Origin of the sequence: Ruegeria sp., assembly GCF_028066395.1 — a bacterium.
In the GTDB taxonomy this organism is placed as follows: domain Bacteria; phylum Pseudomonadota; class Alphaproteobacteria; order Rhodobacterales; family Rhodobacteraceae; genus Ruegeria.
Genome location: NZ_JALCBM010000008.1, coordinates 72,275 through 95,301 on the forward strand (window position 1 = coordinate 72,275; position 23,027 = coordinate 95,301).

A 23,027-nucleotide genomic window follows, 5' to 3' on the forward strand; every position below is an offset into this window, starting at 1 on the left:
GTTTATCGGTTCGCTCTGTTCAGTTTTGCTGTGCTACCAGAGGTGCCCCGGCGTCACCTGTTTTGAACTGTTGATCAAACAGGCTTTTGAAGCTGCCATTCTGTTCCAGAAGTTCATTCAGATTTCCCTTTTCGATCACCGTCCCATCCCGGATGACAACAATGCAGTCAGCCTCAAGAATGGTGGACAGGCGGTGCGCGATCACGACAACCGTCACATTCTGGGTCAGAGTTTCAAGGGCGCTTTTCACCAGAGCCTCGGATTCGGTGTCCAACGCACTTGTCGCTTCATCCAGCAGCAAAATCTCGGCATTGCGCAGGATTGCGCGGGCAATTGCAAGGCGCTGTTTCTGACCACCGGACAGGAATGCGCCGTTTTCACCCACTTGCGTATCGTACCCTTTCGGCAAGCCCATGATGAAATCATGCGCATGGGCGGCCTTGGCCGCAGTGATCACCTCTTCATCCGAAGCGTCCGGAGCGGAACACCGCAGATTCTCCATGATGCTTGAGGAAAACAGGAACGTGTCCTGACCAACGAACGAGATTTTGCGGCGCAGCGATGCAAAGGTGACATCGCGCAGGTCCTGCCCGTCGATCTCGACGCTGCCGGTTGTCGGATCATAAAACCGCATGAGCAAACCCAGAACGGTCGATTTCCCACCCCCGGACTGCCCGACCAGAGCGGTGGTTTTTCCGGCCTCGAAAGTGATGTCCATGTTGTTGATGACCGGGGTTGCGCCGGTATATGCGAAACTGACATCCCGCAGACGAACCTCACCCGGGCCGGACAGCAACTCCTGCGCATCCGGCTTTTCTTGCATGGGCTCTTCCTGATCCAGCAGTTGGAACAACATGCTGACCCCCACCATGCAGGCTTCGATCTGCACCCGCATCCGGGACAGCCGTTTGGCGGGCTCGTAGGCCATCAACAGCGCGGTGATGAAGGACATCAACTGACCGGCGGTGGGCGGCGCTGTACCCGCGATACCCAGCGTGCTGACGATCAGGACCCCGGCAACGGCCAGCCCGGCCAGAAACTCCATCAGCGGGCTGGCGATGGCTTGAAGTCGTGCGATTTCGTTGGATCGATGTTCTACCTTGTGAATCGCCGCGTCCATGCGATCGGTCATCCGGTCTTCAAGCGCGAAGACCTTGATGACCTTGATCCCGACCGAGGTTTCCTGCAGCACCCGAATGATCTCGGCCAAGGATTGAAGCTCGGCCTGCATGATGCTGCGCACATTTTTCAGAATGTACCGGACGCCCAGCAGGGCCAGCGGCCCTACGACGAAGAACATAATCGACAGAACTGGCTGTTGATACAGCATGACGACGACCAGGCCGATAAGGGTCAGGGCGTCGCGCACAAATCCGGTGACCAGAACGTCAATCAGACGCCGGGCCGAGTTCGCCCCCTGCGTCGTCCGCATCAGCAGATTGGATGATTCATTCTCGTTGAAGAACGCCAACCCCCGGCGCAGCAGGCTTCGGTACAGCTTTTCCTGCTGTGCCGCAACAATCCGGTTGCCCGCACGGGCCAGAAAAACCGATTGTATATAGGACGCAATCGCCTTGGCCAGGAACAGGCAAACCACCCCAAGGGCAATCAGATGTGCCCAACCGCGCATTTCGGGGCTGGTCATCGCATCCACGATGTATTCCATCATGTAGGCTGCACCGGCCGTCGTTACAGCGACCGTGATCATGGCAATGACGGCCACCAGATACAGGGGGCCCTGCGCATAAAAGCTCTCGCCAATCAGGCGTCCCATATACCCCGAGCGCCACTTCTTCCAAGCGCGGCCTAGCATTGCGACTTCCAGTTCATGAATTCATACACTCGCACAAGTTATTCGAGTTTTCTTGCCCAACGCCACGGATGATGCAACGCGACGAATAAGCCAATCCTGTCCATATGCCCGATTGAACGGCTAGGCCAGCAAGATAGTCGCCCGTCACGGGTTGAACAAGAAGGTTACGCAAATTGGGCATTTGGCCCGGGTTTACATCGCATTACGAAAGAAACAAGGCGTTGCTTGGTGATCCGCGTCGCCAGTCTTTCGGGCATGAATTGGCTTCCTGGGCACATTTTGCCCAAATTTGATCGCCAGCACATTCTTGCTTATGCGCTTAAACTCAAGCAGATATCGCATCATCACAGAACGCTTGATGCGCGGGTTGATTTGCCTCTACCTCTTGCCTGTGATAATCCCCGAAAACCCGTCACCCGTGACGGTGTATTGATCTATTCGCAACCGAAAGCCGGGAAATCCTGCCACCGATAGCGCCTTGTAATCGAACCGAGAATTCAAACACCCCCGTCTTTGCCTGCCGCAGGTGGCAGCACGTCCATCCAATTGAAACCGGGTGATAGGAAGTGTCCATAAAGATCATCATCTTGAGCTTGCCGGACGACAAGGAACGGCGCGATTGCTGCGCGGCTGAACTGGCCGGGCTCGGGTTGCCATTTGCGTTTGTCGATGCCGTGCAGGGCCGACACATCCCGGATGCTGATTTTGCACGTCTTTATGACGAGGGCCTCAATCGCCGCGCATTCAAACGCCCCCTCAGCCGTAATGAGGTCGCGTGTTATCTGGGGCACCGGAAAATCTGGCGGGACATTGCAGAGGGCGATCAGGACGTCTGTCTGGTGCTTGAAGATGATGCCTGTTTCGTTCAGGATCCGCGCCCGTTTCTGGATGCTGTGGCGCAAAATGCCGATCTGTTTCTGGATGTTATGATCAAACTGGAAGGCGTCGCGCGCAAGAACACCACGGTTTTACGCCCCTTCGCCGATCAGACGCTGGTCCTGTCTGACCATCTGCCACCACGCACCACCGGATACATCATAGGCCGCCGCGCCGCTGCCAAGCTGGCCGGGCGTGATGGCCCGATCGGGCGGCCTGTGGACATTGACCTGAAATTCTATTGGGAACACGAAATTCCCATATTGACCCTGCAGGAACAATTGGTCTCTGAACGCCCGTCCGGCGGCAGCCAGATCGAAACCAGCCGCAACAAGACCAAACCCGGATCGGGGCTGCAACGGTTCCTGCGAAACCTTCTGTTTCAGGCCCGGTTCACCCAGGGCCGCAAGCGCCACCCCTTACAGCCCGGCATGATCAAGGAACTTGCCCCCTTGCTGCGCGGCGACACTGCAACCCGGGAACACCCATGAAGAAAAACCTTGTCATTGTCCGCGCCGGCAACAATTCTCTGCATCACCGCTGGCACGAGATCGCCTATGAGGATCGAAACTTCGATCTGCTGATCAGCTATTTCGCGGACGAGGCTTACGCACAGTTCACACCTGCGCCGGGTGTCGATGCCGTGCTGGTGAAAGGCGGCAAGTGGGATGGGCTTTACAAGACACTCGTGGATCGGGATCTGGACGGGTACGATTATTTCTGGCTGCCCGACGATGATATCGACATCAGCGCGCAGGACGTGAACACGCTGTTTGCCGATATGGCCCGGTACGGGTTGCGCATCGCCCAGCCCTCGCTCACGCCGGACAGTTATTTTTCGCATTTCGTGTTCAGCCAATGCCCGGGATTCGTGCTGCGTTATACGAACTATATCGAGGTGATGGCCCCCTGCCTGCACCGCAAGGTTCTGGAAAAGGCCCTACCCCTGTTCCGCGAAACCATGAGCGGTTACGGGCTGGACTACATCTGGTGCCGCTGGCCGGAATCCGGAGCCTTTCGCGCCGCCATTCTGGACGAGATCGCGATGCATCACACCCGTCCCGTCGGCAAAAACCTGAAATCGGTGATTGCCGAAAAGGGCGGGCTAAGTTCGGAAGAGGAAGAAGACGTGCTGAAAGACCGGTTCGATCTCTCGTACCGCACGGTTCCCGTGGTCTTTGCCGCCATCCTTGAGGGCGGACAGCCGCTTGCAGGTCGGCTCAAGGTCGGGTGGCATATGTGGCAAAGCTGGCGATCCGTATCGTCGTTCCGCAGCAAAAGCGAAGCGCGCGCCGGGATGTTCAAGATCATTCGGCGGCAGTTCCTCAAACCGCTGGAAATGGAAATGATCTCTTTGAAGCCCGATGGCACCGGGGATTAACGTCTAGGGATGCGTAGTTTGCCCATCCCAGCGAGCGTCAAAGGGTTGGGATTGCCCTAAAGGTCTGCAATCCCAACCAACCAAGGGTCAGACCCTCAGCGCGCTGACCTTTTCAACGGCATGCTGGCGCAGTTCAGCGGCGCGGGCGTGGCCCTCCATCCCCTCCAACCGGCTGATCCGCGCGGTGCGGTGCGCCAACTCATCCGCCGCCGTGTCATCGCAGCGCTGATAGGTGACGGTTTTGGTGAATTTATGCACCGAAAGCCCGCCGGTATACCGCGCCGCGCCGCTGGTCGGCAGCACGTGGTTGGGCCCCGACGTCTTGTCGCCAAAGGACACCGTCGTGTTCTTGCCCAGAAACAGCGACCCGTAAGAGTTGAGTCGCCCCAACCACCAATCCAGATCCTGCGCCAGCACCTGCAGATGTTCCGGCGCATATTGATCGGCGACCTGCGCTGCAGTTTCGCGAGTATCGCACAGGATGACCTCGGCCCGGTCCTGCCAGGCAACGCGCGCCGCCGTGGCGTTGGGTTCGGGCAGGCTGTCGATCAGGGCCGGGACACGGGCCATGACCTGTTCGGCCAGCGCCCGGTCGGTGCTGACCAGCCAGACCGGGCTGTCGGCGCCGTGTTCGGCCTGACTGACCAGATCCCAGGCCACGGTTTCTGCCGAGGCACTCTCATCCGCGATCACCAGCGAATCCGTGGGTCCGGCGAACATGTCGATCCCGACCCTGCCGAACAGCATCCGCTTGGCCTCGGCCACATAGGAATTGCCGGGTCCGACCAGAATATCCGCCGGTTGCGCGCCGAACAGGCCGTTGGCCATGGCGGCAATGCCCTGCACCCCGCCCAGATTCAGGATCAGGTCAGCCCCTGCCAGTTCCATCGCATAGACAATCGCATCCGGTATCCCATTTTCGGGCCGGGGCGGAGAGACCGCCGTGATATGCGACACGCCCGCAACCTTGGCCGTGGTGATTGTCATCAACGCACTGGCGACATGGCTGTAACGGCCACCGGGCACGTAACACCCCGCGCTGGACACCGGGATTTGCCGCTGACCGGCGATCAGGCCCGGGATGACCTCGATCTCACATTCCGAGATGGTCGCCATCTGCGCCTCGGCAAAGCGGCGGATATTGGCGTGGGCGAAACGGATGTCATCCTTCAGATGTTCTGGCAGGCGGTCGCAGGCCTGCTGACGTGCCGCCGCGCTCAGCACGATATCGCCGGACCAGCCGTCCAGCTTTTCGGCATAATTGCGGACGGCATCCTCGCCCTCACGTTCGATATTGGCCAGCATGATCGCGACCGTGTCGCGAATGTCGCCGGATTCTGCGGGCGGGCGTGGTTCGGCCCGTTTGAGGTAGGTTACCGTCATGTTATCCCCTCATCAGTCATCGAAATGGTCACGGATCGCACCGGCCAGAACGTCCACCGTGTCGGTGACGGGCACGGGCGCGGTCAGGTCTTGTGCAAGCAACGAGAATTCGGAACAGGCCACGATCAGATGCGCGGCCCCCTTTGAAGCCAGTTCAGATGCCGCATCGGACAGCATCCGCGCGGCGGCCTGCGTTGGCCCGTTGGCCTTGATATCCCGGATCGCAGCCAGCATCGGATCGGGCTGTTCAGGCCAAAGCCCCCGCAGCCCGTGCCGGTTCAGGGCGGCATCAAACACCCCAGCCCGCTGCACGGCAGGTGAGGCCAGAAAGCCCACGCTGCTGCCCTGCGGCAGGTCCTGCGCAATCCGCGCAATCGACAGCGCCGTCATATCCAGAAACGGCACCGACAGGTGATCCGACATCTCGGCCAGATAGTGATGCGCGGTGTTGCACGGCATCGCCAGAGCCGAGGCCCCGGCCTGTTCCAACCGCTGCGCCATCCCGATCAGGACCGGCGCCGGGGACGGCCCGGTGCCCTCGATCAGATGCGCAATGCGCGAGGGCACCTGCGGGTTCATGTCGATCAGCAGCGGCAGATGATCTGCATCATCGCGCGCATCCACCGCCTGCAACACCCGTTCCTGCAACAGGATCGTTGCCTCGGGGCCCATGCCGCCCAGAACGCCGACCACTTTCGGGGTCATGATCGGCCCGCCATCCGGTTGCGGTCCATATCAGACATGAACCCAGCGATCGGAGTTATCGAAGGCGAAATCATAGCCACCCAGAGCCGCAGCACCGCCGGTATGCAGGAACACGACCCGCTCACCCTTGAACTCACCCTTGCGGGCCAGATCGATCAGACCCGCCGCACCCTTGGCGGAATAGCAGGGGTCCAGCAGGATGCCCTCAAGCTCGGCAAACATGCGGATGGCTTCGATCCCGCTTTCGGTGGGCAGGCCATAGCCCTCACCCACATAGTCGGTGTTGGCCATCACGTCCTCGCGTTTGACAACACCGGGGCAGCCCAGTTTTTCCGCTGTTTTGCAGGCCAGATCATAGACCATCTGCTCCTGCTTCGGCTGCGGCGCGCGGGTGCCGATGCCCAGAACCGGAATCTGGGCGTTCATCGCGCACATGCCGGTCACCAGACCCGCCTGCGTACCGGACGATCCGGTGGCATGCACCACGCGGTCGATCTTCATCCCGGCATCGTTGGCTTGCGCCAGCAGTTCAAACGCACAGTTCACATAGCCCAGCGCGCCCGTCGGGTTCGATCCGCCGCCGGGGATCACATACACCTTGTGCCCCTTGGCGCGCATCTTCTCGGCTGCACGCTCCATTTCGCCGGGCATGTCGTGGCCGCCGGGGAATTTCTCGGTCGTGGCGCCATGCAGATGGTCCAGCAGAACGTTGCCGTTGGTGTTGTAATTGCCATCCTGATAGCCGGTGCGATCTTCCAGCAGGATATGGCATTTCAGCCCCAGCTTGGCGGCGAAGGCGGCGGTTTGACGACCATGATTGGTCTGCGTCGCGCCTTGGGTCATCACCATGTCGGCGCCCTGTTCCAGCGCCTCGGCCATCAGGAATTCCAGCTTGCGGGTCTTGTTGCCGCCGGTGGACATGCCGGTGCAATCGTCGCGCTTGATCCAGAGATCGACGCCCAGTTCATCAGACAGGCGTTTCATGGGTTCCAGCGGCGTGGACAAATGGGCGAGGTGAACGCGAGGGAAACGGGAAAGATGCATTCTGGGTCCTGTCGATCATGTATGTTGCACAGCGCATACCAAAGTTGCAGCCCGTCACCGCCAAATGGCTTTGGCAGAGCGTCACTGCATCCCGGGATTGCGGAATATCTGAGCCGACAAACAGCGTAACGACCCCGATCTGGTCAAGGCGCTGGCAGGGGTTTCGAAAAAGACGAAGGTGGCTTTCGAAAACGCGCCTGTCGATCCTAGTCCAGACCGCTTGGCAGGGTGCGGAACTCTTCCTCAAGCCAGGGGTATTTCGCGCACATCGGGTCAATGAAGCTCTGCCCGATCAGTTCGCACAGCGTTTTGTGGATCAGCCGAGAGGTTGAGCTGGGATAGATATCCGTCGTGAACAACGACACCGTGCGCACAAAGTTCCGCCCCGGGAAGGGTTGCGCCTGAACCTGATCGTGGAACCGCTCGGCCCGGCGGAAACTGGCGGCGGTGGTGATGGCCCAGCCGCTGCCCTCGGCAACCAGACCGACAATCGATTGGTTGCATTCCAGTTCAAACCGGTTGGGCAGATTGAATTTGCTGCGGGTCAGTTGGATTTCGATCTGCTTGCCGATGGTGTAGTCGCGGGAATACCGCAGGAAGGGCAGCTCGCTCTCGGGCTGGAACAGCGTCTTTGGGTCCCCATCAAAGCTGGCCGGAAGGATCATGATGAACGGATCGCGCATCAGCGGGAATTCGATCAGACCTTCGGTATTGCCCGATGGGCGCGAGGCAACGCCTGCATCCAGCTTGTTTTCCTGCAGCTTGTCGATGATCTCATGGCTGGGGCGGGTGAAATGGCGGAAATTGCAGCGCGGCAGCGCATGGGCCAGCACCCGGAACAGCTCGGGCGCGACCTGATTGTCGAAATCGTCGATCAGGGCCAGCCGCAGGTCGGTGGCGTGCTGCCAATTGCCTGACCGGATCTCGGCCTCACCCTGACGCAGAGAGGTCAGCCCCTCGCCCACATAACGCGAAAACACCTGCCCCGCCGGGGTCAGGTCCATCGGCCTGCGGCTGTGATCCACCAGATCAACCCCCAGCGCGGTTTCCAGACTGCGCAGGTGGTTCGAGACGGTGCTGATCGACAGCCCGGTTTCCGCCGCGACTTTCTGGATCGATCCCGATTTGGCAATCAGCTGGAACACTTCCAGCCAGCGAAGGCTGAGGGGTTTGGGCACGCATCTCTCCGGTTCTGTCCGATTTTGCGAAAAAACCGAAACAAAGATTCCCGGCGGCGGCAATGGTAAACTTGCAAAAACGCGGTCGGATTGCGACCCGACCGCGTTTTTTAAGGGTTTCAGACCTTTGGATCAGCTGCGCATGCGCGAAAAGTCTGGGTCATAGGGCGACGGCGTAATGACTGTGGCATCACACAACCGCCCGCACATGTCGATCTGTACCGCACTGCCAGACTCAGCTTGGGCCGGGTCAACGAAAGCATAGGCCAGATTCATCCCCATCCGGTGCCCCCAATCGCCCGAGGTTACGGTCCCGGCCACTTTGTCCGCCACCATGACCGAAGCTCCGGGATGCGCCGGGGCGTGATCCGCATCGACCTGCAATGTCACCAGCTTTTGCCGAAGACCCTCCGCCTGCCGCTGGACCAGCGCCTGCTTGCCGACAAAATCGGGCTTGTCCAGTTTGACGAACCGGTCCAGCCCGGTTTCAAACGGGGTGAATTCGGTGATCAGGTCGGCTTTCCAATGCAGGAACCCTTTCTCCATCCGCATCGATTCAACCGCGCGCGCGCCGAACAGTTTCAGGCCATGCTGTTCGCCCGCCTGCCGCAACGCCAGATAGGCGGCGTAGAGCGAGGCATTGGGGACGTGGATTTCATACGCCAACTCGCCCGAGAAACTGACGCCCATGACCGTGGCGGGTGCAAACCCGACAAAGCATTCCCGCACGGACAACCACGGGAAGGCGTCTTTCGACCAGTCGCCCCGGGAACAGGCTGAAAGCACGTCGCGGGCTTTGGGCCCGGCCAGCACCAGAATGGTCTGGTCATTGGTCAGCGAGCGTATCTGCACATCCTCATCGTCGCGCAGATGCGCGCGCAGCCAATCCATGTCGTGATACTCACTGGCCGCCGCTGAACCATACCAGACCCGCGCCGGGCCGCGGTCGCTGGCGGGCAGATTGGCCACCGTGGCCTCACCCTTGACCATGCCGTGATGGTTCAGCAGGTAACCCAACCCGACCCGGCCATCGCGTTTGGTGACGGCACCGCAGAACATCCGGTCGAGGAATGTGTGACGGTCGGTCCCGGTGATTTCAAATCGGTTGAACCCGTTGACCTCAGCCAGACCCACCCCGGTCTGAACGGCCTGAACCTCGGCCGCGACCACATCAAAGGTTTCGTCAAAATCGAAGGTCAGGGACGGATGGAAATCAGGTGAGGGTTTGATGTACTCCACCCTCTCCCACCCGTTCACGACGGTAAACTCCGCGCCCTCGGCGGCCAGAATCGGGGTCAGCGGCGTGGTCTTGGCCGGGCGGCCCGCCGGGCGGTGTTCATGCGGGAAGTGAAAGCGGAATTCGTTCTGATAGTCCTCGATGGCTTTCAGCGAGGTCAGTTCCACATTGGCATGGCCGGTAAACCGGCGCGGGTCCAGGCACCAGGTGTCGTAACACGCCTCGCCATGCACGATCTGTTGCGCCAGCAGCCAGCCATGCCCGCCACCTTCGCCCAGACCGGCACGCAGGCCGATGATACAGAACGCGTTGCGCTTGCCCGGGATCGGCCCGACCAGAGGCGCGCCGTCGATCGTATAGGTGATTGGGCCGTTCACGATCGACCGAATACCGGTCTCGGCCAGCGCAGGCATGCGTTCAAACGCACCTTCCAGCACGTCCATGACCCGCTCAAGATCGTCCGGGCAGAGTGCGTTGACAAAGTTCGGGTCGATCCCGTCCATGCCCCATGTCTTGCAGTCCTGTTCATAGAAACCGACCAGCAGACCGCCCTTTTCCTGACGGCTGTAATAGTCCGAGATCGGGCAGCGCAGCAGCGGCATCCGGTGCCCGGCCTCGGCGATGCCCGGAATGTCCTCGGTCAGGAAATACTGATGCTCCATCGAAGCGACGGGATGGTGCACGCCCATCATCGCGCCCACTTCATTGACCCGGTAGCCGCAGGCGTTAACGACGATGTCACAGTCAATATCGCCATGTTCCGTATGCACCGTCCAGGTATCGTCCTTGTGCTGGGTCAGCGCGGTGACGGGGGTGTTGCGATAAACCTCGGCCCCCGCTTTACGCGCGTGATAAGCCAGCGCCTGACACAGCTGTGCCGGATCGATATCCCCATCCAACGGGTCCCAGAGCCCGCCCAGCAGGTTGGTGGTCGAGATCAGAGGGTGACGGCGGGCGCATTCCTCAGCGTCGATCACCTCGAACTCCACGCCCATACCGCGCGCCATCGAGGCGAAATGGCGATAGCCCTGCATTTGCGCCTCGGTATTGGCCAGCCGGATACCGCCATCGGCGTGGTGGTAATTGATCGGATATTCGGGGTTTTCCGACAGCTCTTTATACAGGTTGATCGAATGGGTCTTCAGCCCGACCATGGTCTGGTTCATGCCGAAATTCGTGACCTGCGCCGCGGAATGCCAGGTCGTACCCGATGTCAGCTCATTCCGTTCGACCAGAACAACATCGCCCCACCCTTCCTGCGTCAGGTGATACAGAGTCGAACACCCGGCGATGCCCCCGCCGATCACCACAACCTTTGTCCGCGACTTCATACGCCTTGCTCCCAATAAATCTGGAACAAGACATGCGGACAAACTGCGTTGCACGACAACCGGCCAGTTGCGAATTTTCAAAAATCGAAACTGCGATTTAGGAATTCGAAAATCTGATTTCACATTTTGCGTTGGAATGGTTTTTGCGCCCTAATCTGGCGGCAAGTGCAAGGCAGGAGGCGAAACAGGTGCAATCCGGTGCAAGTAAACGCGGCGGTGGCCGCAAGGCACGGCACGCCCAACGCGCGGCCAAGCCACAGGTCGACCCCTGCCCGCCGGGGCAGATCGGCGGGGCATACAAGCCGCTGAAACCCGATGAGCTTGACCTGATCTACGACACCGCCCTGCGCCTGCTGGAAACGCTGGGCATGGGCGAGGTCCCCGACCGGTTGGCCGATGATCTGATACGCGCGGGTGCCGTTCCCGGTAAACAGGACCGCCTGTGTTTTCCGCGCGCGATGATCGAGGCCACGCTGAAACAAGCCGCCAAATCCTTTGTCTTTCACGGGCGCGACGAAAACCGTTCCATCCATGTGGGGGATGAGCGGGTGTATTTCGGCACTGGTGGTGCCGCCGTGCAGACATTGGATATCGACTCCGGGCAATACCGCCCATCCACGCTGACCGATCTGCATGACTTTACCCGGCTGCAGGATACGCTGGAAAATGTCAGCTGGTTCACCCGCTGCTGCGTGGCCACCGATGTGCCGGACACGTTTGATCTGGACGTGAACACGGCCTACGCCTTGCTGCGCAATACGACGAAACCGGTTGCCACATCCTTTACCGTCGCAGAAAGCGTGGCCCCGATTGTCGAGATGCTGGATATCGCCGCCGGTGGCCCCGGCGAGTTTGCCAAACGCCCGTTCCTGAAGGCGCATATCAGCCCGGTGATCTCTCCGCTGCGCTATGGCGAGGATGCGGTAGACGTGGTCTATGCCTGCGTCGAACACAACATCCCCATGTCCTGCATCACCGCCGCGCAGGCCGGGGCAACCGCGCCCGCCACGCTGGCCGGGTTTCTGGCGCAATCGCTGGCCGAGACTTTGGCCAGTCTGGTGATGGTCAACGCGATCAAGCCCGGCTTTCCGATGATCTTCTCGAACTGGCCGCTGGTCATCGATCTGCGTACCGGGGCTTTTGCCGGGGGCAGTGGCGAGACGGCGGTGCTGAACGCCGCCTCGGCGCAGATCATCAACTGGCTGGGGCTGCCCTCGGGCGTGGCCTCGTCAATGACCGATGCCAAGGCCATCGACGCGCAATACGGGATGGAGAAAGGCACAACCTCGCTGGCCGCGGCGCTGGCCGGGGGCAACCTGATCTACGAAAGCTCGGGCATGACCGCGTCGCTGCTGGGGGCCAGTTTTGAGGGCTTTGTTCTGGACAACGAGATGCATTCGCACACCTACCGCGCCCTGCGCGGGATCGAGGTGTCTGAGGAAAATCTGGGTTTTGACGCCATCTGCAACTCGGTCCTGGGTGAGGGGCATTTTCTGGGCAGCACCCATACCTATCAGGCGATGGAGCGGGATTACTTCTACCCCTCGCTCGCCGACCGGGATGAGCCGCGCACCTGGCAAGAGGGCGGCGCGCGCGATGCGTGGTCGGTGGCAAAAGACCGGGCGCGCGAGATTCTGGAGACGCACCAGCCCAATTATCTGACACCGGAACAGGACGCGGAAATTCGCAAGCGGTTTCGCATTCTGACCTGAACCGCTTTAACCGCCCGCAAGATTTCGGTTGCGGCAGACGCATCCACGTTTAGGGTCGGCACGAAATTCAAATCTTAGGGGCGCGCATATGGCCAATTCATTCTTTCAACCCGTCTCGGCCATGGAACTGGCCCGGTTCGCCGGGGTTCCCACCTTCATGCGGCTGCCCGGCCTGACGCCGGATCATGATCGTATGGCCGAGGTTGATCTGGGCATCGTCGGCATCCCTTGGGATGGCGGCACCACCAACCGTCCCGGTGCGCGCCATGGGCCACGTCAATTGCGGGACTTTTCCACCATGATCCGGGCGATGAACGCGGCCACCGGCATACGCCCGTTCGAAATGGTGAACTGCGCCGATCTGGGCGACGTGGCCCCGAACCCGGTGGATATCGACGACACGCTGACCCGTGTCACGGAATTCTATTCCGACCTGACCGCCCGCAACATCGTGCCCCTGACAGCGGGCGGAGACCACCTGACCACCCTGCCCGTCCTGCGTGCGCTGGGTGCATCCCAGCCGCTGGGCCTGATCCAGTTCGACAGCCACACCGACCTGTTCGACAGCTATTTCGGCGGCCACAAATTCACCCACGGCACCCCTTTCCGCCGCGCGGTCGAGGAAGGGCTGGTCGATCCCAAACGCTTTGTTCAGGTCGGCATCCGGGGCACCGCCTATAACACCGAAGACATCGAATGGGGCGAGGATCAGGGCATCCGCATCATCCGCATCGAGGAACTGTTCGACCGTGGCATTGACGACGTCATGACCGAGGTTCGCAGCATCGTCGGGCAAGAGCCCTGCTATTGCACCTATGACATCGACTTTGTCGACCCGACCTACGCCCCCGGCACCGGCACGCCGGAGATTGGCGGGCCGAACAGTTTTCAGGCCCAGCAGGTCATTCGCAAAATGTCCGGTCTGAACCTTGTGGGCGCCGATCTGGTCGAGGTCTCGCCGCCCTTCGACCCCGAGGGCGGCACCGCGTGGCTGGGGATTTCGCTGATGTTCGAACTGCTCTGCGTTCTGGCGCAGGCGATTGAGGCGCGGCGTTAACCGGAGCCCACATTCTCGGCAATCATCGAAATCATCTCGAACATCACCGCTGCTGCCGTCAGCGCGGTGATGTTGTTCGGGCTGTCCTTGGTCGGCATCATGCAGACCACGTCACCGCCGACGATGTTCAGCCCCCGCGCGGCACGCAGAATGCCGACGGCCTCGTCAATGTCGAACCCCTTCTCGCCCGGCTCCAGATTGGACACCGCAGGCGCGACGGTCGGATCGAGGCAGTCGAGGTCAAAGGTGATATAGACCGGCCGATCCCCCAGAACCTCTTTGGTCTGTGCAACCACATCCTCCAGCCCGCGCTGGCGGAATTCGCGCATGGTGACGATGTTATAGCCATAGTCGTATGAGGGCTGCAGCCAGTCCAGACTGCGCGGATGCCCCCGCAGCCCGATCTGCATGGACCGGGACGGGTCCACCTGCCCCTGATCGGCCAGATAGGCCCCCCAGTGGGCCGCCGATTTCTTGGCCCCGAGGAAGTGATCGACCTTGGTGAACACATCCGTATGGGCATCCAGATGCAGAAAGCTGACCGGCTGACCGCCCGCCAGTTTTCCACCCCCCAACGCCTGCACTATGCCGCCGGTGATCGAATGGTCGCCACCGATCGAGACCGGGCGCGCGCCTGCCGCGTCGATGTCCTTGTAGAAATCGGTGATCCGCTGGATGCAGTCTTCATTGTCATTGGCGCGCGGGAACGGCACGTCACCCACATCGGCAATCCGGGCGCTGGTCCACGGATCGATCTCAAAAACCGAATGCACCCGCCGCTGCACGGCCGAGACATGGCGCAGTGCGCGTGGGCCCAGATGCTGGTCCCGCTCGGTCGTGCCATTGCCGCCGGAATGGGGCACGCCGACAAGGGCGATATCCTGCCCCTCGGGTCCCGTGTTCGGACATCTGAACAGGGTGGGCACACCCCACCAATACAGGTTGTCCATCATGGACTGTTCGTAGCGGTCTGTCATTTGATACCCCATCAGGAAAAACGCCCCCGGTCTGGAACCGGGGGCGCGTATGCGTTCAGACTTTCTCGTCTTCTCGCCGGAAGGCACCCTGTACGATCCGGTCGATGACCATGGCGCAGAACAGGATCGCGAAACCACCCAGCAGACCCGGACCCTTGGCGGCGTATTGCAGCGCCTCAAGGATTTCCTTGCCCAGACCACCGCCGCCGATCAGCGAGATGATCACGACCATGGACAGACACATCAGAATGGTCTGGTTGACCCCTGCCATGATTGACGGCGACGCCAGCGGAACCTCGACATCCTTCAGCAACTGCCATTTGGACGCGCCAAAGGCCACGGCGGCCTCTTTGATGCTTTCCGGCACCCCGCGCATCCCCAGCGCGGTCAGGCGGATCACCGGCGGCATGCCGAAGATGATCGTCGCCAGAATGCCCGGCGGGTTGCCGGTTCCGAAGAACGCGATGATCGGGATCAGATAGACAAAGGCCGGCAGGGTCTGCATCAGGTCCAGCACCGGTTCTGCCGCGCGATAGGCGCGTTTCGACTTGCCGAACCAGATGCCCAGCGGAATGCCGAAGGCCACGCAAAGCAGCACGGCCGCACCCACCAGCGCCACGGTCTCCATCGCGACGTCCCAGTATCCCAGCAGGGCGATATAGGCCAGCGAGGACGCCGTGAAGATCGCCACCCGAGGACCCGCCGCACGCCACGCGGTGACACAGATCACCAGCATCACAACCGGCCAGGGCGACCCGATCAGCGCAATGGTCAGACCATCCAGGACCGAGCGGACACCGGCAACGATGCCGTCAAAGACATCCCCACCAGCGAGGGCGGCAGCGTCAATCTGCGCCTCCATCCATGTTGCTACGGTCGAGAACAGCGTGCCCTGCCCTTCACCCAGAATAAGGGCCGAGACCTCTTTCTCGGGGAAAGCGTCCAGCATCGCCAGCGAGGCATTGACGGTGAACTTGTAGACAATCAGCGGCCCGATGGCGGCAATCAGGATCGCACCCAGCACGATATTGCGGTTGGATCGGCCGCTTTCCGTGCTCTCGGGGTCAATTCGCCAGTTGGAATACTGCTTTTCATAGATGCGGTCGGCATAGAAGCCCTGCACCAGCTTGAACACCAGCAGCATCAGCAGGCCGGTGATCATGATCCCCAGAGCCTCGGATTGGGCGGCCTGCGCTTTTTCCAGACTGGAATCCGCCGCCCTCTGGATGTTTTCGGCCAGCTTGGTAAAGCGGTCGACATCCGCCTGTTCGGTGGCATCGGCTGCGCGGCCCAGCAATTCGTTCGCACGGTCCTGCTGACGGGCTGCGCGCTCGGCCAGATCGGCACCGGGATTGCCCCAGGCACCGCGCCCGATCTGCACCCAGGCGATGATCTCAAGGATCAGGAAGGTCCAGAACATGCCCCAGATCGCGCGCGAGGCCGACCAGAACGGCCCCAGCACCGCCGCCCACAGGTTGAACGTGTTCGGCACGGCGCTGGTGGCGTCGTGGATCTTGTGGAACGCGTTGACGTAGTAATCGCCGTTGGGCCCGGCAAACTCCTTGATCGACTGGTCCAGCGCGTCGCGGTCGACCTCGATATCCGAGGCCGCCGTGACCTTCAGTTCTGCGGTTGCATCAGTCATTTTTGCCCCCTTGAATTCCGCGCAACAGGCGTGGCTTGGTGACGACGCCGATATCCTGACCGCCATCGGTGATGATCACCGGCAGGTCCGTGTTCACGGCCAGATCGATCAGCTGATCCAGATCGGCCCCTTCATCGGCACGCGGCGCGCCCTCGGTCGGGCCGGAATAGCTGTCCAGCGGTTCCATGATGGAATGCGCCTTGACCAGTTTCAGCTTTGAGATGCCCTGAACAAACTCGCGCACATAATCGTCCGCCGGATTCATCACGATATCCTCGGGCGTGCCGATCTGCACGATCACCCCGTCTTTCATGATCGCGATGCGGTGACCGATGCGAATGGCCTCGTCCAGATCGTGCGTGATGAACAGCGTTGTCTTCTGCAACTGCGCCACCAGCGCCTTGAACTGATCCTGCAACTGCAAACGGATCAGCGGGTCCAGCGCCGAGAAGGGTTCGTCCATCAGCAGGATTTCCGGGTCCGAGGCCAGCGCGCGGGCAATCCCCACCCGCTGCTGCATGCCGCCCGACAATTCCTTGGGCAGGCGGTCTTCGTAGCCTGTCAGGTCAACCAGCCCCAAGGCGTGATCGGACACCGCCCAGCGCTTGGATTTGGAAACCTTACGGATTTCAAGCGGATAAGCCACGTTGTCCCGCACTGATCGGTGCGGCATCAGCGCCATATGCTGGAACACCATCCCGATCTGTTGCGCCCGGATGCGGCGCAGTTCCGTCTCGGAAATCTGCGACACATCATGGCCGAGAATCTCGATCTTGCCCGAGGTCGGTTCGATCAGGCGGTTAATGTGGCGCACCAGTGTCGACTTGCCCGAACCGGACAGGCCCATGATGCAGAAAATCTCACCCCTTGGCACTTCGAAGGTGGCGCCCTGCACACCAACGACGCAATTGAATCTTTCCAGAACCTCGGGCTTGCCTATGCCCTCGTTCCGGACGGCGGTCATGGCTTCTTCGGCACGGGCGCCAAAGATTTTCCAGACATCCGTCAACTTGACAACTGTTTCAGTCATTTCAGTCCCTTCGATGCAAAACAGGCCGCCGAGCGTTCGCGGCGGCCTGTTCGTGTTTCAGTTCCGGTCAGTGTCGATCACTGCGACATCCAGCCCAGAACGGCATCTTCGTTCGCCGCAACCCATCCTTCAGCGAAGGCCAGCGGCTCTTGCTTGTCAATCACCAGCGCGAACGTCATCTCCGAGATTGTGTCGGTGTCAAAGCTGACATTCGACAGCATGGTCGCCACTTCGGGGAAGCTGTCTTCCAGTTCCTTGGCATAGTGAACATGCAGATATGCGGTGTCCCAGGCAACGGCGGCCTCGGATTTTTCCAGCCAGTCGGGATCATCGGTCGGCTGGATCACCTTCCACTTGGCCGCGTCATAGGCAGGCTCTTCCAGGATTTGCATATCGTGAAGGGCAAACACGTAATGCGGCGAATAGCAGAAGCCCACCCAAGGCTCACCCGCCTTGATGGCATTGTCGAGATTGGCGTAGGCCACGGTCTCGTCGATCTCGGTCAGGGTAAACGTCTGATCATAGCCGTAGGATTTCGCGCGGATCTTCTCGACATTGGTCGAGGCCCAGCCCGGTGCGCCAATCCACAGCTCACCATTGCCGTCACCATCGGTGTCAAACAGCGCTGCGGTGTCGGGGTTGGTCAGATCGTCGATCGACTTGATGCCGTGCTTGTCGGCGGTCGCCTGATCGACACACATGCCCTGAAAGCTGGCAACACCGTTGGGGTTCATCACGACCGAGCCTTTGTCCTTCACGAATGAGTCGTGCAGGTTCTGCTGGTTCGGCATCCAGACCTCGGGGTGGACATGCATCGCACCCGAATCCATGGCTTCGAACACAATCGGGTTGGTGCCGTTCTGCAGCTCGACCTCAAGACCCAGATTCTGTTCGATCGCAACCTTGAGAACATGCGCCGTCGCGTTGACCGAAGGCCAGTTCGGCACGCCGATCACGATGTCGGCCGCAACGGCAGGCATGGCAACCATCATCGATGCGCCACCCAAAAGCATTGAAAATTTGTTCATATGATTTCTCCACGTTGGACATTGATGCAGTGGATGTCAGTCGTTGCCGACCGCCCCCTGCTTATTGTTATTGTCACCGGGGAACCGTTCTGTGTCCCCCATGTTACAGTCGGCTCACGCCAAGTTTCCCGGCTCACCTGGAAAATTGAAGCATGTGGGGGCCTTTCCCATCAAGCGCCTTGTTCGGTTATAAGTCGGAATACGAAATTCTCGAAACATTATTTAGTTTTTCTGTTAACTCCCGGTCCGGGTTCATTTCCACTCTACCCAACTTCGGCAGAAATGATTCCGTCTGGACCCTGCGATCAGATATGCCTTTGGCCCGACGCCGGGCTTCACCAGTAAGGCTTAGCCCCGCTTGTCCTTGACCTTCTGCCCCACATATTTGGCCGTCAGCTTGGGCGGCAGTTCGTTTTCGTCCCAGATGCCGATCAACACGCCCGTGCCGCTCTGATTCACACGCCGCGCCTCCAGCGCCTTTTTCGACACGGTGGTACGTTGTGAGATTCGTCGGGCCCAGGCGGACAGCCGGTCATACATCCGGGCGATGACCTCCTGATGTTCATTGGACAGACCCAGATCATTCAACTCGTCCGGATCGTTTTCCAGATCGAACAGCATGGGCCGGTGACCGGATTCGAAATGGATCAGCTTCCATTGCTTGGTGGCGACCATATAGGCGGTGGCCTGATCCGCCGAGGCACCCAGCAGACCGGCCTCGGAACTGGTGGTGTAATCAACCTCGCAAAACACCGCATCGCGCGCGGTCTCAGTGGTCTGGCCGTGCAGGATCGGCAGCAGCGATTCCCCTTCCAGAATGTGATCGGGCACCTCACCGCCCGCGACCTCTAAGAAGGTGGGGACCAGATCAATGCTTTCGACCAGCGCGTCGCAGACCGTGCCGCGCGTGGCATCCGCCTCGGGCGACGGGTCGTAGATGATCAGCGGCACCCGGATCGAGGTTTCGTAAAAGAACGACTTCTCGCCCAGCCAGTGATCGCCCAGAAAATCCCCATGGTCCGAGGTCAGCACGATCATCGTGTCATCCATCCGGCCGGTGTCTTCCAGCCATTTGAACAGCACGCCCATCTGGTCATCGACCTGCTTGATCAGACCCATATAGGCGGGCACCACGGTCTCGCGCACCTCATCCCGGGAAAAAGCCTGACTGACGGGGCTATTCATGAAGGCATCCAGAACCGGGTGCGCATCCTGCTGCTCGGCTTGCGACCGCACGGCGGGCAGGACATGTTCGGGGCCGTACATGTCGTTATAGGGCGCGGGAACGATATAGGGCCAATGCGGCTTGATATAGCTCAGGTGGCAGCACCACGGGTCCTGCGCCTGCCCGATGAAATCCATACCTCGCCGGGTGAGATAGGGTGTTTCACTGTCATCCTCGGCGATATTGGCCGGTTCGGCAGAATTCTTCAGGAACCATCCCGACAGGACATTGCCGTCCGCGTCGATGCCGGAGTTGGCATGGTCATGCCATGGGTTTTCGCCCTCATACCCCGCCTCGCGCAGGTAGGCGTTGTATTTCAGCGCACCGCCTTCGTCGTAGAACCCATCAGGCCCTTCGGGGCGCATCCCGTCATCGCGTTCGAACACGTCAAACCCACATTCCGCGACGCGCGCGCCGATCACCGTGTCGCGGCTGATGCCCAGACGCTCCATCCCCGCGACATCCGCTTTCATGTGGGTCTTGCCCACCAGCCAGCAGCCCATCCCGGCCTGCCGCAGATGATCGCCCAGTGTCATCTCGCCCACTTTCAGGGGGATACCGTTCCATGTCGCCCCGTGGCTGTGCGCGTAACGCCCCGTGTAAAAGCACATCCGCGATGACCCACAGATCGGTGACTGGATGTAGGCCCGGTCAAAGCGGACGCCCATGCTGGCCAGCCGGTCGATATGCGGCGTGTGCAGATGCGGGTGGCCATAGCAGCTGAGGTAATCCCAGCGCAGTTGGTCAAACATGATGAACAATATGTTCTTGGCCTTGGGCATCTGAAGCTCCGCTTTTATCCTCCGCGCCAGTCTTACCGCAAACGCACGCGGATCAAAGCTGTATCCACGCGGCTTTGAGGTTTTCGTATTTCTCCAACGCGTGCAGCGACTTGTCGGACCCGTTGCCCGATTGCCGGACCCCGCCCAAAGGCGAGGTGACATCCGAGCCCGAGAAACAGTTCACATGCACCTGCCCCGACTTGATCCGCCCGATCATCCGATGCGCCCGCGACAGGTTCGAGGTCCAGACGGCCGAGGACAATCCGAACACGGTTTCATTGGCTATGCGGATCGCCTCATCCTCGGTCTCGAAACTGCGGGCGGCCAGAACCGGGCCGAAAACCTCGTTCTGCACAACGCTCATGTCAGGCGTCACATCGCGCAGGATGGTGGGTTGATGGTAATAGCCCCCGCTGTCGGTCAGCAGCGCGTGACCCCCGGTGCTAAGCTCAGCGCCTTCGGACAGGGCCAGCGCCACGGCATCTTTGGTTTTCTGCAACTGCGCCGCATTGGCCAGCGCGCCGGTTGTATTGTTCAGATGCAGCGGATTGCCGATTTGCAGGGCCTCAGCATGGGCACAGACCTTGTCCAGAAACGCGTCATAGATGGACCGCTCAACCGCAAGACGCGAGGCTGCGACGCAGACCTGCCCATTGTTGCGAAAGATCGAGGCCGCCGTTTGCGCGGCAGCGGCGTCCAGATCGGGGGCATCGGCGAAGACCAGATTGGGCGATTTGCCCCCAAGCTCCAGATACACCCGTTTCAGATTGGATCGAGCCGCATAGTCCATCAGTTTGCGCCCGACAGCGCCCGAGCCAGTAAAGGCCAGAACATCCACATCCATGTGCAGGCCCAACGCCTGCCCCACCACCGGCCCGCGCCCGTTGATCAGGTTCAGCGCCCCCGGCGGCAGCCCGGCCTCATGCGCCAGTTCGACAAAGCGCAGGGTCGACAGGCAGGCATCCTCGGACGGTTTCAGCACCACCGAATTCCCCGCCGCCAGCGCCGGAGCCACCTTCCACGCACCGATCATCAACGGGAAGTTCCACGGGATGATCGCGCCGACAACCCCCACCGGCTCCTTGTGGATCAACGACAGCACGTCCGGTTTGGTCGGAGTGATCTCTCCGCCGCGCTTGTCGATCGCCTCGGCATAAAAACGGATCGTGGCGGCGGCTGAGGTCGGCTCTCCCTTCAACGCGGTGCGGATATCGGTGCCATTGTCACGCACACCCAGAACGGCCAGTTCCAGTGCGTTGGCCTCAATCAGGTCCGCCCATTTCAGCAGCACCGCCTTGCGCGCGGACGGGGCCATCGCGGACCAGACCCCGGCCTCGAAACTGCGACGTGCGGCGGCGACGGCGCGGTCCACATCCTGCGCGCTGCTATCGGCCAGCGTGCTAAGCGGCTGGCCGTCAATCGGGCTGGTGATCACCATTTCCTGACCGCTGTCCGCCGCCATGGTCTGTCCGTCGATGATGTTCAGCGCTTTGGGGGCCGGTGCCTGTGCCAGAGCGTCAATGCGCTGTTGATCCAGCTGTGTCATGGCTGATCCTTTTTTGTCGGGCTTAGTATTCCGACCACCCATCGGTCGCATGCTCTGCGGATTGGCCCGGGAACAGGGTCGCCAGCCGGGCATAGGCGGCCTCGACCTCCTGCTGCGTGGCGCGGATCGACTGGATCGGAACCGAGCGGTCATAGGCCGAGCCCGTCGTGGGAAAGACCTGATCAATGCGCAGCAATTCGGTCCGGCGAAAGCGGCAGAGACGCTCGAACACCGCGCGCACCACGGTTTCGTCATACCGCGCGTCCCGAGCGTTATCGTCCGGCACCCCGTTCCACCGATTATAGAGCCTGCGGGACGCCAGCCACAGGTCATTCACGATATAAGGTGGCGCATCCTTTTCCTCATGCGCGTCGCGCGGGTTGGCGAAGGTTTCGGCGCGGAACCCTTCGATCTGTTGGCGCAAGGCGTTGGTGGGGACCGGGACCAGAACCGTGGTCTGATCTGACGTCAGCAGAGGTTCCACGACGTCCTCTTCGGGTTGCAGCAACTCGATAAACCGCCCGCCAACGACCGGCAGTTCGATGACCAGCAAATGCTTGGGATCGGGATGGATCGCGTGCCAGTTCTGGACGCCCTGCCTGACCCACAGACCCACTGCCTTGCGCACACCGGGATGGGTCAGGTTGTCGATCTCTGGGTATAACGCCAGCCTTTCCGGCGCCTCAAACGCCTGACGGGCGTCATCCCATTGCATCGTATGGACCACCCGCCCGGCCTCATCGGCGAGGATGGTCAGTTGCTGGAACAGCAGGCTTTTACCGGTGCCCGGCAGGCCCGCGATAAAGACGATCCGCGCGTCGGCTGCATTGCTCAGCTTTTGATACAGGTCCAGATCGGGGGGGATGATGCACTGGCTCAAACCGGGTCTCCTCAGCGGAATTGATCGACGCTTGGCATCTCGTCAAAGGGCACTTCGATCACGGTGGGCGCATCCGTGGTTGCGATCCCCTGCGCCAAAGCGCTGCGTAGTTCGAAGGCGTTGGTCGCCCGCAAACCCTGCGCGCCAAAACTGTCAGCCATGCGGCAGAAATCGGGGTTGACCAGATCGGTGGCAAT

General features: G+C 60.8%; 18 protein-coding genes. 4 read left to right on the forward strand and 14 right to left on the reverse strand.

Annotated elements, in window-relative coordinates; genetic code table 11:
- Positions 1-19: 19 nt before the first annotated feature.
- On the reverse strand, positions 20-1,813 hold the full coding sequence (locus MPJ51_RS04725) for an ABC transporter ATP-binding protein (RefSeq protein ID WP_298382496.1): 1,794 nt from the start codon (positions 1,811-1,813) through the stop codon (positions 20-22).
- 587 nt (positions 1,814-2,400) lie between these two features.
- On the opposite strand from MPJ51_RS04725, the gene MPJ51_RS04730 reads away from it, so the two are divergent.
- Positions 2,401-3,180 (forward strand): glycosyltransferase family 25 protein, encoded by a 780-nt coding sequence (locus tag MPJ51_RS04730; RefSeq protein ID WP_337959807.1) that lies wholly within the window; start codon positions 2,401-2,403, stop codon positions 3,178-3,180.
- Positions 3,177-4,070 carry a hypothetical protein gene (locus tag MPJ51_RS04735; RefSeq protein WP_298382504.1) on the forward strand — a complete coding sequence of 298 codons (894 nt, stop codon included), beginning with the start codon at positions 3,177-3,179 and terminating at the stop codon, positions 4,068-4,070. Before MPJ51_RS04730 ends, MPJ51_RS04735 begins: the two co-directional genes overlap by 4 nt.
- Before the next feature lie 87 nt (positions 4,071-4,157).
- Here MPJ51_RS04735 and hisD read toward each other — a convergent pair whose 3' ends face one another.
- The 5 genes from hisD to MPJ51_RS04760 form a co-directional block, all read right to left on the reverse strand.
- Complete coding sequence (hisD, locus tag MPJ51_RS04740) at positions 4,158-5,453, reverse strand: histidinol dehydrogenase (protein WP_298382507.1); 1,296 nt, start codon at positions 5,451-5,453, stop codon at positions 4,158-4,160.
- A gap of 12 nt (positions 5,454-5,465) precedes the next feature.
- Positions 5,466-6,158 (reverse strand): amino acid racemase, encoded by a 693-nt coding sequence (locus MPJ51_RS04745; protein WP_298382510.1) that lies wholly within the window; start codon positions 6,156-6,158, stop codon positions 5,466-5,468.
- 30 nt (positions 6,159-6,188) lie between these two features.
- Entirely contained in the window at positions 6,189-7,202 is a 1,014-nt protein-coding gene (locus tag MPJ51_RS04750) for a D-cysteine desulfhydrase (protein ID WP_298382513.1), read from the reverse strand.
- 206 nt (positions 7,203-7,408) lie between these two features.
- Positions 7,409-8,380: a LysR family transcriptional regulator gene (locus MPJ51_RS04755; RefSeq protein ID WP_298382516.1), complete on the reverse strand. Its 972-nt coding sequence runs from the start codon at positions 8,378-8,380 to the stop codon at positions 7,409-7,411.
- 132 nt (positions 8,381-8,512) lie between these two features.
- The gene (locus MPJ51_RS04760) at positions 8,513-10,948 is read right to left on the reverse strand and encodes an FAD-dependent oxidoreductase (protein ID WP_298382519.1); all 2,436 of its coding nucleotides are present in this window, start codon (positions 10,946-10,948) and stop codon (positions 8,513-8,515) included.
- Between the two features lie 188 nt (positions 10,949-11,136).
- Here MPJ51_RS04760 and MPJ51_RS04765 point away from each other — a divergent pair, with 188 nt between their 5' ends.
- Positions 11,137-12,660 carry a trimethylamine methyltransferase family protein gene (locus MPJ51_RS04765; RefSeq protein WP_298382550.1) on the forward strand — a complete coding sequence of 508 codons (1,524 nt, stop codon included), beginning with the start codon at positions 11,137-11,139 and terminating at the stop codon, positions 12,658-12,660.
- Between the two features lie 88 nt (positions 12,661-12,748).
- Positions 12,749-13,717 (forward strand): agmatinase, encoded by a 969-nt coding sequence (locus MPJ51_RS04770; protein WP_298382522.1) that lies wholly within the window; start codon positions 12,749-12,751, stop codon positions 13,715-13,717.
- On the opposite strand, the gene MPJ51_RS04775 is transcribed toward MPJ51_RS04770, so the two are convergent.
- The 8 genes from MPJ51_RS04775 to MPJ51_RS04810 form a co-directional block, all read right to left on the reverse strand.
- Positions 13,714-14,694, reverse strand: a complete 981-nt coding sequence (locus MPJ51_RS04775; RefSeq protein ID WP_298382525.1) for an arginase family protein — start codon at positions 14,692-14,694, stop codon at positions 13,714-13,716. The two genes, MPJ51_RS04770 and MPJ51_RS04775, sit on opposite strands and share 4 nt — an antisense overlap.
- A 55-nt stretch (positions 14,695-14,749) precedes the next feature.
- Entirely contained in the window at positions 14,750-16,339 is a 1,590-nt protein-coding gene (locus MPJ51_RS04780) for an ABC transporter permease subunit (protein ID WP_298382528.1), read from the reverse strand.
- Positions 16,332-17,369 (reverse strand): glycine betaine/L-proline ABC transporter ATP-binding protein, encoded by a 1,038-nt coding sequence (locus MPJ51_RS04785; protein ID WP_298382530.1) that lies wholly within the window; start codon positions 17,367-17,369, stop codon positions 16,332-16,334. Before MPJ51_RS04785 ends, MPJ51_RS04780 begins: the two co-directional genes overlap by 8 nt.
- Positions 17,370-17,446: 77 nt before the next feature.
- Entirely contained in the window at positions 17,447-18,397 is a 951-nt protein-coding gene (locus MPJ51_RS04790; RefSeq protein ID WP_298382531.1) for a glycine betaine ABC transporter substrate-binding protein, read from the reverse strand.
- Positions 18,398-18,745: 348 nt separating this feature from the next.
- Positions 18,746-20,404, reverse strand: a complete 1,659-nt coding sequence (locus MPJ51_RS04795) for an alkaline phosphatase family protein (RefSeq protein ID WP_298382534.1) — start codon at positions 20,402-20,404, stop codon at positions 18,746-18,748.
- 52 nt (positions 20,405-20,456) lie between these two features.
- On the reverse strand, positions 20,457-21,950 hold the full coding sequence (locus tag MPJ51_RS04800) for an aldehyde dehydrogenase family protein (protein ID WP_298382537.1): 1,494 nt from the start codon (positions 21,948-21,950) through the stop codon (positions 20,457-20,459).
- A gap of 22 nt (positions 21,951-21,972) precedes the next feature.
- On the reverse strand, positions 21,973-22,830 hold the full coding sequence (locus tag MPJ51_RS04805; protein ID WP_298382540.1) for a hypothetical protein: 858 nt from the start codon (positions 22,828-22,830) through the stop codon (positions 21,973-21,975).
- Positions 22,831-22,841: 11 nt separating this feature from the next.
- A partial coding sequence (locus MPJ51_RS04810) for a thiamine pyrophosphate-dependent enzyme (RefSeq protein ID WP_298382543.1) occupies positions 22,842-23,027 on the reverse strand: 186 nt, incomplete at its 5' end.

Excerpts from the sequence above, each read along its gene's own strand:
- MPJ51_RS04725 (WP_298382496.1), bottom strand. The coding sequence starts at position 1,813 with ATGCTAGGCCGCGCTTGGAAGAAGTGGCGCTCGGGGTATATGGGACGC.
- MPJ51_RS04735 (WP_298382504.1), top strand. The coding sequence starts at position 3,177 with ATGAAGAAAAACCTTGTCATTGTCCGCGCCGGCAACAATTCTCTGCAT.
- hisD (WP_298382507.1), bottom strand. The coding sequence starts at position 5,453 with ATGACGGTAACCTACCTCAAACGGGCCGAACCACGCCCGCCCGCAGAA.
- MPJ51_RS04745 (WP_298382510.1), bottom strand. The coding sequence starts at position 6,158 with ATGACCCCGAAAGTGGTCGGCGTTCTGGGCGGCATGGGCCCCGAGGCA.
- MPJ51_RS04750 (WP_298382513.1), bottom strand. The coding sequence starts at position 7,202 with ATGCATCTTTCCCGTTTCCCTCGCGTTCACCTCGCCCATTTGTCCACG.
- MPJ51_RS04760 (WP_298382519.1), bottom strand. The coding sequence starts at position 10,948 with ATGAAGTCGCGGACAAAGGTTGTGGTGATCGGCGGGGGCATCGCCGGG.
- MPJ51_RS04770 (WP_298382522.1), top strand. The coding sequence starts at position 12,749 with ATGGCCAATTCATTCTTTCAACCCGTCTCGGCCATGGAACTGGCCCGG.
- MPJ51_RS04775 (WP_298382525.1), bottom strand. The coding sequence starts at position 14,694 with ATGACAGACCGCTACGAACAGTCCATGATGGACAACCTGTATTGGTGG.
- MPJ51_RS04780 (WP_298382528.1), bottom strand. The coding sequence starts at position 16,339 with ATGACTGATGCAACCGCAGAACTGAAGGTCACGGCGGCCTCGGATATC.
- MPJ51_RS04785 (WP_298382530.1), bottom strand. The coding sequence starts at position 17,369 with ATGACTGAAACAGTTGTCAAGTTGACGGATGTCTGGAAAATCTTTGGC.
- MPJ51_RS04790 (WP_298382531.1), bottom strand. The coding sequence starts at position 18,397 with ATGAACAAATTTTCAATGCTTTTGGGTGGCGCATCGATGATGGTTGCC.
- MPJ51_RS04795 (WP_298382534.1), bottom strand. The coding sequence starts at position 20,404 with ATGCCCAAGGCCAAGAACATATTGTTCATCATGTTTGACCAACTGCGC.
- MPJ51_RS04800 (WP_298382537.1), bottom strand. The coding sequence starts at position 21,950 with ATGACACAGCTGGATCAACAGCGCATTGACGCTCTGGCACAGGCACCG.